This is a genomic window from Herbaspirillum sp. NPDC101397 (genome assembly GCF_044767325.1).
Classification (GTDB): domain Bacteria; phylum Pseudomonadota; class Gammaproteobacteria; order Burkholderiales; family Burkholderiaceae_D; genus Herbaspirillum.
In genome coordinates this window covers 94,439-102,786 of sequence record NZ_JBIWNS010000012.1, presented here as the reverse complement: position 1 = coordinate 102,786, position 8,348 = coordinate 94,439, and the positions used below count along the sequence as shown (strand labels likewise).

Here is an 8,348-nt window from a genome sequence, read left to right as displayed (position 1 = left end):
ACGATCAGCTTCAGTTCGTGCAGGCATTCGAAGTACGCCATTTCAGGCGCGTAGCCGGCTTCCACCAGCGTTTCGAAACCGGCCTTGATCAGTTCAACAGCGCCGCCGCACAGAACCGCTTGTTCGCCGAACAGGTCGGTTTCGGTTTCTTCGCGGAAGTTGGTTTCGATGATGCCGGCACGGCCGCCGCCGTTGGCGGTAGCGTACGACAGCGCGACGTCACGGGCAGTACCGGACTTGTCTTGATAGACCGCGATCAGGTGCGGCACGCCGCCACCTTGGGTGTAGGTCGAACGCACGGTGTGGCCTGGCGCCTTTGGTGCGATCATGATGATGTCCAGATCGGCGCGCGGCACGACTTGACCGTAATGGATGTTGAAGCCGTGGGCGAAGGCGACTGTCGCGCCTTGCTTGGCGTGCGGTGCGACGTTTTCTGCATAGACCTGGCCGATGTTTTCATCCGGCAGCAGGATCATGATGACGTCGGCGCCCTTGACCGCTTCGTTGACTTCAGCCACGTTCAGACCGGCGTTCTTGGCCTTGTTCCACGAAGCGCCATCCTTGCGCAGCGCGACGGTGACTTTGCAGCCGGAGTCATTCAGGTTTTGCGCGTGCGCGTGGCCTTGCGAACCGTAACCGATGATGGTCACGTTCTTGTTCTTGATCAGGGACAGGTCTGCGTCTTTGTCGTAAAAAACTTTCATGATTTTTCCTATTAACTAATTTTTAAAATATTCAATACTGAATTAAGTACAGAGAGAGCGATAGAACTACCAGCGATGGTCGTGCATCAGACCTTGAGGATCCGTTCGCCGCGGCCGATGCCGGAGCCGCCGGTACGCACGGTTTCAAGAATCGCCGCACGGTCGATCGAGTCGATAAACGCGTCCAGCTTGCCCTTGTTGCCTGTCAATTCGATGGTGTAGGTTTTTTCAGTGACATCGATGATGCGGCCGCGGAAGATGTCCGCAGTGCGCTTCATTTCTTCACGTTCCTTGCCCACGGCACGTACCTTGATCAGCATCAGTTCGCGCTCGATATGCGCGCCTTCAGTCAGATCCACGACCTTCACCACCTCGATCAGGCGGTTCAGGTGTTTAGTGATTTGTTCAATCACGTCGTCCGAGCCGCTGGTCACGATGGTCATGCGCGACAAAGTGGCGTCTTCGGTAGGTGCAACAGTCAGGGTTTCGATGTTATAGCCGCGCGCGGAGAACAGCCCAACCACACGGGACAGAGCGCCGGCTTCGTTTTCCAGCAGTACAGAAACAATATGGCGCATTACAGATCCTCCGAACCCAAGAGCATTTCAGTCAAACCCTTACCTGCCTTGACCATCGGCCAGACGTTTTCGGTTTGATCCGTAATGAAGTTCATGAAGACCAGCTTGTCTTTCATGCTGAACGCTTCCCTGAGCGCACCGTCCACATCGCCCGGCTTTTCGATCTTCATGCCGACGTGGCCATAGGACTCAGCCAGCTTGGTGAAGTCGGGCAAGGAATCCATGTAGGACTCGGAGTAGCGCGAACCGTAATCGATTTGCTGCCACTGGCGAACCATGCCGAGGAAACGGTTGTTCAGCAGAATGATTTTCGGCGTCAGGTGATATTGCTTGCAGGTCGCGAGTTCCTGGATGCACATCTGGATCGACGCTTCGCCTGTGATACAGGCGACGGTCGCGTCCGGATTGGCTTTCTGCACGCCCATGGCGTACGGCAAGCCGACACCCATGGTGCCGAGACCGCCTGAATTGATCCAGCGGCGCGGCTTGTCAAAACCGTAGTACTGCGCGGCCCACATCTGATGCTGGCCGACGTCGGAGGTAATGAAGGCGTCGCCCTTGGTGATTTCCCAGACATTCTTGACGACTGCCTGCGGCTTGATGAACTCGTCCGAGGTTGCGAACTTCAGGCAGTCGCGCTCACGCCACTTGTTGATCTGCTTCCACCAGTTGGCCAGTGCAGGCGCATTCGGCTTGGTTTCGGCGGCGTCAAGCTGGGCCAGCAATTCCTGCAGCACATCCTTGACGTTGCCGACGATAGGAATGTCGACCTTGACGCGCTTGGAAATCGACGAAGGATCGATGTCGATATGGATGATTTTGCGTGCGTTGGAGGCGAAGTGTTTTGGATTGCCGATCACGCGGTCGTCGAAACGCGCGCCGATGGCGATCATCACATCGCTGTGCTGCATCGCCATGTTGGCTTCGTAGGTCCCGTGCATGCCCGGCATGCCGACGAACTTGTCGCTGGTCGAGCGGTAAGCGCCCAGGCCCATCAGCGTGTTGGTACAAGGGAAGCCGAGACGATCCACCAGCTTGTTGAGCTCGGGAGCGGCATTCGCGAGAATCACGCCGCCGCCGGTGTAGATCATCGGACGCTCTGCCGTCAGCAACAGTTGCAGCGCCTTGCGGATCTGACCGGAGTGGCCCTTGTCGACTGGCTTGTACGAACGCATCTCGACGGTTTTCGGATACTCGTAGGCACAGGTGTGCATCGAGATATCCTTCGGGATATCGACCAGCACGGGGCCTGGACGGCCGGTGGTGGCGATATAGAAAGCTTTTTTCATCGTTGCCGCCAGGTCCTTCACATCCTTCACGAGGAAGTTGTGCTTGACGCAGGGACGCGTGATGCCGACGGTGTCGCATTCCTGGAAGGCGTCCTGACCGATGGCGGTCGACGGCACCTGGCCGGAAATCACGATCATCGGGATCGAATCCATGTACGCGGTCGCCAGGCCGGTCACCGCATTGGTCACGCCGGGACCGGAGGTCACGATGCAAACGCCGACTTTTTCGGAGCTGCGCGAATAGGCATCCGCTGCATGCACCGCAGCCTGCTCGTGGCGTACCAGGATATGTTGGAATTTGTCTTGCTTGAAGATAGCGTCGTAAATATAAAGCACGGCGCCACCAGGATAGCCGAAGACGTGCTCAACGCCCTCTTCAGCCAGGCAACGGACGAGTATCTCCGCACCGGTGAGGTTTTCTGCACTCATTACTACTTCCTTTCAAGGTCCATTGGAGATTGATCGGATGTTCTCTCCTGGCGAAATCGCACTGATCGACCTGCGTCCTTCGGCATCCCTTCTTTGTGCGGTCACGTCATTTCTGCGCCCCAACCGTAGTGAGGTTCAAAATGCCGCTCAGCGCGACTCGTTCAGCCTTGGTGCAAGTACACCGTTACGAATTTCTCGCGCTTGTGGCGCGGGTTAGAACAAACAGCTTTTAAATAAAGCGCGTCTTTGACAATCGCTACATTATGCGTAACCACGGTAAAGACCATAGAACTTCATGTTGATGAAGCGGACTGACACGTTAATGCGTCGCATCATTTTGGTCAAGCTAATTTAGTGCGGCAGCCCGCAAAACCGCCCTGTAATTGTGCTTTTCCGATAAACACCACCACAAACAAGGGCTTTTTTGCTAGCATGCGCTCTGTTACAAATCCGTACACTCCTCCAACATACCCGTTGGAATTGCATTCGATTCATCTATTCCCGGCTGCACATCGACAAGCCGTATTGCATGGCAACTGACAAAGAACTCTCCGATTTTCTCGAAAATGTCGAACGCCGCGCCTTCAAGCAGGCGGTTTACGCCGTGCGAAAAGATGAAGCGGCGCTCGACATTGTCCAGGATGCGATGATCAAGCTGGCCGAGAAGTACGGCGACAAGCCGGCCAACGAACTTCCCTTGCTGTTCCAGCGCATCCTGCAAAACACCATCCATGATTTTTTCCGCCGGGAAAAAGTCCGCACCACCTGGGTCAGCTTGTTTTCCAGCATCGGCCGCGACAGCGAGAACCAGGAAGACTTCGACCTGCTCGAAAGCTACGAAGCTGAAGAAGGCACTCAGGCTTCGGAGTCCAGCGCAGACAAGGTTGAACGTGAACAAACGCTCGCCTTGATCGACGCCGAAGTACAAAAACTTCCAACCCGTCAACGGGAAGCCTTCCTCATGCGTTACTGGCAAGACATGGATGTCGCCGAGACAGCTGCCGCGATGGGATGCTCAGAGGGCAGCGTCAAAACTCATTGCTCTCGCGCAACACACGCCCTGGCTCAAGCTCTCAGGGCCAAAGGAATCACTTTATGAACAACAAAGAACTACAATTTGCTTACCGGGTAAAGCGCGCTCTGGACGCCAATCTGGAACACCTGCCCGAATCGACCACGCAAAGCCTTGCGGAAGCGCGTCGCGTTGCGCTTGCCCGCAAGAAAACCACCGCTCCGGTTCGTGCCGTGGCGCCGCAATTTGCACTGGCAGGCGCGTTGGGCGGCAACTTCACGCCATCGTCGTCGTTCTCCTGGCTGGGCCGCCTTGGCGTCGCCATTCCGTTGCTGGCCGGTGTGATGCTGTTTGCCGGCCTGTATGAACACGAGCACAAACAGCGTATCAGCGCCCTGGCTGAAATCGATGCTGGCGTGCTGTCGGATGAACTGCCGCTGTCGGCTTATCTCGATCACGGTTTCAACGCCTATCTGGCGCAGCAAGGCGAATAATTGATGGCAGGCATCCGGACTTCCATGAGCACCACAGCACGCAACATGTTGAGCTTTACCGTTGCCGCAGTCGTCGCACTGGCCGGCCTGTCCGTCCTGACGTGCAAAACAGTGCATGCACAAGGTCCGAACTCCACGGCGGCAACCCAGCAGCCGGCATCGGCGCCGACCACGCCGTCCAAGATCGCCAAGAAACCCGATTCCAAGCCGACCTGGAGCGAGCTGACGCCCGCTCAGCAGCAGGCGCTCGCGCCGCTGGCCGGCGAATGGAAGAAGATGGAATTCAACAGCAAGGAAAAATGGCTGGTCATCGGCAACAAGTTCGCCGCCATGAGCCCTGCCGAACAGGAACGCCTGCAGGAACGCATGCGCGACTGGGTCAAGCTGACGCCGGTGCAGCGCCGTTCGGTGCGTGAAAGCTACACCCGCGCCAAGAAGCTGGATGCCGACAAGAAGTCCGCCCAGTGGAAGGAATACCAGCAGTTGTCGGACGAACAAAAGAAGAAACTGTCGCAAGCCAAGCTGCCCAAGCACGTCGCTGCGCTGCCGCCGACTCAGGCCAAGGCTGCGCCGACCATCCAGCTGCCTCCTGAGGCACTGGAGCAGACTCTGGTGCCGCCGCCGACAGTTGTTACACCGACAGCGGCGACACCGACCGAGATCAAGTAAAGCCGCCAGGGCCGACGCCTCCCAGAAAGACCAGGAAAACAAAAACGCCATGTCCGCGCATACACGCCGACATGGCGTTTTTGCATGACGCCGGCGTGTTCAGTTTACGCTCCCGTTTGCGCCTGATTCCCCTCCAGTTCGCGTATCATGCTTCCCGGCGCATCCAAGCCTCTGCGCCACGCCGACCAAAGAATACTTGCCCACACCAAGAAAAGAGACCGCCTTGAGCTCCCCATTGACGCCCGCAACCGCACCCATCACCACCTTGCCCACGCCCTCCCTGCGCCGCCGCCTGTTCAGCATGGTGTACGAATCCATGCTGCTGTTCGGCGTGGTGTTCATCTCGACCTTGATATTCTCGACCGTCCTCGAACAGCGCCACGCGCTTTATCTGCGCCATGCGCTGGAAAGCTGGCTGTTCGTCATCCTCGGCCTGTACTTCATCTGGTTCTGGAACCGCGGCGGCCAGACGCTGGCGATGAAGACCTGGCGCATCCGCCTGACCCGCGCCGACGGCGCACCGGTCAACGCATGGCGCGCGCTGCTGCGCTTCCTGCTCAGCTGGCTGTGGTTCCTGCCGGGATTGGCGCTGGCATGGGTGCTGGGCGCCAAGGGTTGGATGCTGATATGGATTCCCGCCGTCAATGTCGTGGTCTGGGCCGCATTGATCTACGCCGATCCGCAACGCCAGTTCTTACACGATCGTCTGGCTGGCACCCGGATCGTGGACCTGAATCCACCAAAAAAGAAACAATAAGCTGCGCTGCAATAAAACGGTCATGCAATCCTGTTACGCTAGTCGTTTCGCCCACAATCAAGAGGCCGTCACTGCATGATCGCCCGCATTGCCCGAACCCTGCTGCTGACCCAATTCGGCGTCGCCGCCCTGTTCTACCTCCTGCTCGTCAAGCTGCATGTCACCAACGTTCCGCTCGCCATCGTCCTCAGCCTGGCGATGGTCGGGCTGTTCCGCGCCTCGATCACGGCCAACAGCTTCTTCCTGACCTGGCCCAACCGCGCCAAATCGGCGCACACGCCTGAACTGAGCTGGCCCGGCATTTTCCGGCTGTTTGCCGGCGAATACTGCGCGACCATGCTGTGCTCTTCCTGGGGCATGCCGTTCCAGCGTTTCGACAAGCGCATCTACACCGACACTACCTCATTGCCGGTGCTGCTGATCCATGGCTACGGCTGCAACAGCGGCTACTGGCACTGGATGAGCAAGGCCCTGGAAGAAGCCCACATCACGCATTACGCGGTCGACATGGAGCCCGTCTTCGGCAGCATCGACGGCTACGCACCGCTGGTCCATGAAGCGGTGCAACGGCTGGTAACCGAAAGCGGCCAGGACAAGATCGTCATCGTCGCTCACAGCATGGGCGGCCTGGCGGCACGCGCATACCTGCGCGACCACGGCTGCGCCAATATCGCTAAAGTCATCACGCTGGGAACGCCGCATCACGGCACCACCATTGCCAACTTCGGCATTGGCATCAACTGCGGCGAAATGAACTGGCTCGGCCGCGCCGAAGAAGGCACCAGCAGCGAGTGGCTGCAAAAACTCGCCGCCACCGAAGAACCGGCCACGCGCGCCGTCATCCTGTCGCTCTATTCGCATCACGACAATATCGTCTCGCCGCAAATCTCCTCGCACTTGCCCGGCGCTGAAAACGTCGCCATCAGCGGCATCGGCCATGTCGCACTGGCGCTGGACCCGACCATCCAGGCGCGTGTCGTCGCAGAAATCCACAAGGCGGGGATATAAAAAAACCCGCATGGCGACATGCGGGTTTCCGGTGCTGCAAGCGGCAAATTACTTCTGCGCTTCTTTTGCCGTGTCCTGGATTTTCTGGCCTGCGGCTTCCATCTTTTCGCCGGCTTTCTGCGTCAGGTCCTTGGCGCCGTCTTTCATGTCGCCGACGGCCTTGTCCAGCTTCTGGCTGGCTTCAGCCGCCTTCTCTTGCGCCTTGTCCGCCACCACTGCGGCCTGATCGCCGGCGTTCTTCACCGCGCTGTCGATCTGTTTGCCCATGGTTTCCGCCGGTCCTGGCGTTTCCTCTTTCTTCTGGCAGGCGGAGATCGCCAGTCCTACCGCGCCTATAGCCAACGCAGCACCGATCACTTTGATCAATTTCATAGCATCCTCTCACAAGAAAACAGCGGAACAGTTCCGAAAAAACATCCTGCCGCACGATAGCATGATGAACAAACCATGCGGTATCCAAAACGTAAAAACGGTAATAATTCCCCGTCAAAATAACAAGATTTCCAAGCAGCCTTCGTCTTACATCAAGGCCAGCTCCGCCTCGGTAAATCCTGCTGCGCGACGCGCTTCCATGTTGAACGGCCCGCGCATTACCGGTGCCTTGAATTCGACCGTCAAGTGCGCGAACGTCGCAATCGGATCCAGTCCGCGCTGCTCGCACAGCCAGCCGTACCAGCGATTGCCGATGGCCACGTGGCCGATTTCGTCGCGCATGATGATGTCGAGGATGGCCGCCGCGGCGTGATCGCCGGCTTGCGCCAGTTTGTTGCGCACCGGCGGTGCGGCGTCGAGTCCGCGCGCTTCCATGGTCCGCGGCACCAGTGCGATGCGGGCAAGGATGTCGTCTTTGGTTTTCTCGGCCATATCCCACAGGCTGTTATGCGCGGTGAAATCGCCGTAGGCGCAACCGAGCACCTGCAAATGCGCCTCCAGCAAGGAGAAGTGATAGGCCTCTTCGTCGGCCACCTTGAGCCAGTCGACGTAGAACGCCTCCGGCATGTCCGGAAAACGCCAGATCACGTCGAGCGCGAGATTGATGGCGTTGAATTCGATATGCGCCAGCGCATGGATCATCGCGGCACGTCCCTCTTCCGTACGCATCGAACGCGACTTCACCAGTAGCGGCGACACCAGCTCCGGATGCGCCGGCCGTCCCGGCACCGCGGCATCGGTCGACAAGGCAGCGCCCCGGTCCAACGCCAGTGCGCCGGCATGCCAGGCCTGCGACATGGCGCGCACGCCGGCCGCCTTGGCGGCACTGTCGGTATGCACCAGCCAATGCAGCGCGGCGCGACGCAGTTCGGTCGCGGCGGAAAACTTGTTTTCAGGAAAATCGGGGTTCGGCGATGGATTCACGTTGATTTATGACAGCAGCGGTAAAATGGCGGGTTGATGGAACACAGTTTGT

10 protein-coding genes are annotated in these 8,348 nt (G+C 58.4%); 5 read left to right on the top strand and 5 right to left on the bottom strand.

Going from position 1 to position 8,348, the window contains the following annotated elements; all coding sequences use genetic code 11:
* The 3 genes from ilvC to ACIROW_RS23280 all read right to left on the bottom strand — a co-directional run.
* The coding region (gene ilvC / locus ACIROW_RS23290) for a ketol-acid reductoisomerase (protein WP_402279379.1) at window positions 1–704 on the bottom strand (704 nt) is incomplete at its 3' end.
* A gap of 86 nt (window positions 705–790) precedes the next feature.
* Entirely contained in the window at window positions 791–1,282 is a 492-nt protein-coding gene (ilvN, locus tag ACIROW_RS23285; protein WP_007882202.1) for an acetolactate synthase small subunit, read from the bottom strand.
* Complete coding sequence (locus ACIROW_RS23280; protein ID WP_402279376.1) at window positions 1,282–3,000, bottom strand: acetolactate synthase 3 catalytic subunit; 1,719 nt, start codon at window positions 2,998–3,000, stop codon at window positions 1,282–1,284. Before ACIROW_RS23280 ends, ilvN begins: the two co-directional genes overlap by 1 nt.
* Window positions 3,001–3,529: 529 nt before the next feature.
* Here ACIROW_RS23280 and ACIROW_RS23275 point away from each other — a divergent pair.
* The 5 genes from ACIROW_RS23275 to ACIROW_RS23255 all read left to right on the top strand — a co-directional run bounded on the left by ACIROW_RS23275 (window position 3,530) and on the right by ACIROW_RS23255 (window position 6,940).
* Window positions 3,530–4,099: an RNA polymerase sigma factor gene (locus tag ACIROW_RS23275; RefSeq protein WP_402279374.1), complete on the top strand. Its 570-nt coding sequence runs from the start codon at window positions 3,530–3,532 to the stop codon at window positions 4,097–4,099.
* Window positions 4,096–4,506 carry a DUF3619 family protein gene (locus ACIROW_RS23270; protein WP_402279372.1) on the top strand — a complete coding sequence of 137 codons (411 nt, stop codon included), beginning with the start codon at window positions 4,096–4,098 and terminating at the stop codon, window positions 4,504–4,506. The genes ACIROW_RS23275 and ACIROW_RS23270 overlap by 4 nt, the downstream gene beginning before the upstream one ends.
* A gap of 24 nt (window positions 4,507–4,530) precedes the next feature.
* Window positions 4,531–5,175 carry a DUF3106 domain-containing protein gene (locus ACIROW_RS23265; protein ID WP_402279370.1) on the top strand — a complete coding sequence of 215 codons (645 nt, stop codon included), beginning with the start codon at window positions 4,531–4,533 and terminating at the stop codon, window positions 5,173–5,175.
* A gap of 256 nt (window positions 5,176–5,431) precedes the next feature.
* Entirely contained in the window at window positions 5,432–5,932 is a 501-nt protein-coding gene (locus tag ACIROW_RS23260; RefSeq protein WP_402279400.1) for an RDD family protein, read from the top strand.
* Between the two features lie 75 nt (window positions 5,933–6,007).
* On the top strand, window positions 6,008–6,940 hold the full coding sequence (locus ACIROW_RS23255; protein ID WP_402279368.1) for an esterase/lipase family protein: 933 nt from the start codon (window positions 6,008–6,010) through the stop codon (window positions 6,938–6,940).
* Window positions 6,941–6,988: 48 nt separating this feature from the next.
* On the opposite strand, the gene ACIROW_RS23250 is transcribed toward ACIROW_RS23255, so the two are convergent.
* Both ACIROW_RS23250 and ACIROW_RS23245 read right to left on the bottom strand, forming a co-directional pair.
* Window positions 6,989–7,312: a hypothetical protein gene (locus ACIROW_RS23250; protein WP_402279366.1), complete on the bottom strand. Its 324-nt coding sequence runs from the start codon at window positions 7,310–7,312 to the stop codon at window positions 6,989–6,991.
* 147 nt (window positions 7,313–7,459) lie between these two features.
* Window positions 7,460–8,302 carry a ferritin-like domain-containing protein gene (locus ACIROW_RS23245; RefSeq protein WP_402279398.1) on the bottom strand — a complete coding sequence of 281 codons (843 nt, stop codon included), beginning with the start codon at window positions 8,300–8,302 and terminating at the stop codon, window positions 7,460–7,462.
* Window positions 8,303–8,348: the final 46 nt, after the last annotated feature.